Origin of the sequence: Microterricola pindariensis, assembly GCF_002936985.1 — a bacterium.
Taxonomy (GTDB): domain Bacteria; phylum Actinomycetota; class Actinomycetes; order Actinomycetales; family Microbacteriaceae; genus Microterricola; species Microterricola pindariensis.
Genome location: NZ_MPZN01000139.1, coordinates 1 through 516, shown reverse-complemented (window position 1 = coordinate 516; position 516 = coordinate 1). Strand labels below are relative to the sequence as shown.

The 516-nt window shown below is 65.5% G+C and carries 1 protein-coding gene; it reads right to left on the bottom strand.

The window, feature by feature from the left end:
* Positions 1-80 precede the first annotated feature (80 nt).
* Entirely contained in the window at positions 81-260 is a 180-nt protein-coding gene (locus GY24_RS17335; RefSeq protein ID WP_133161247.1) for a hypothetical protein, read from the bottom strand.
* Positions 261-516 lie beyond the last annotated feature (256 nt).

The following is a 516-nucleotide window of genomic DNA, read 5'->3' as shown; positions in this document are numbered from 1 at the left end:
GCCGCCCGGCGTCTACTGGGCGGACCTTTCTCGCCTTTAGGCCCACCGTAGTCGCTGCCCCAGTGAAAGTCATCGCCATTTCATCCGAAGGTGCCACGAGTCTCTGCCGGAGGGTTGCGCAGGCGGGTTTCGGCCAGCACCGCGACGCCGCAGACGGTGCCGCCCGCGGCCCGCAGGGCGCGGCCGAGATCGGCCTGACCCCCACCGCTCTGGAGGTGGCCGTCGCCTGTGCCCGCGGTGACATTGCCCTGCAGATCCATGAACACTCGAACTGGGGCAGCCTCGGGGAATGGAGCAGCGTCGTGAATTGCGTTCATGGCCTAGGCCGATCTCGTGTCGTTGCGTGCGGGTTACGGAAGGTTCTCTTCTGCCCTCCTTCTCGGGGGTGGTACAGCCAGGCTGTGCCCACGAGAAGGCCGAGTAGGAGACCCAATGTGCTGATGAACAAGGGGTGAGGAGAGCTTAACCGGGCCGTCGAGGTGTCTCCTTGCACACGCCCAGCATTCGTCTCCGACC

Bases quoted from the DNA above. Each gene is read 5' to 3' on its own strand.
- GY24_RS17335 (WP_133161247.1), bottom strand. From the start codon at position 260: ATGGATCTGCAGGGCAATGTCACCGCGGGCACAGGCGACGGCCACCTC.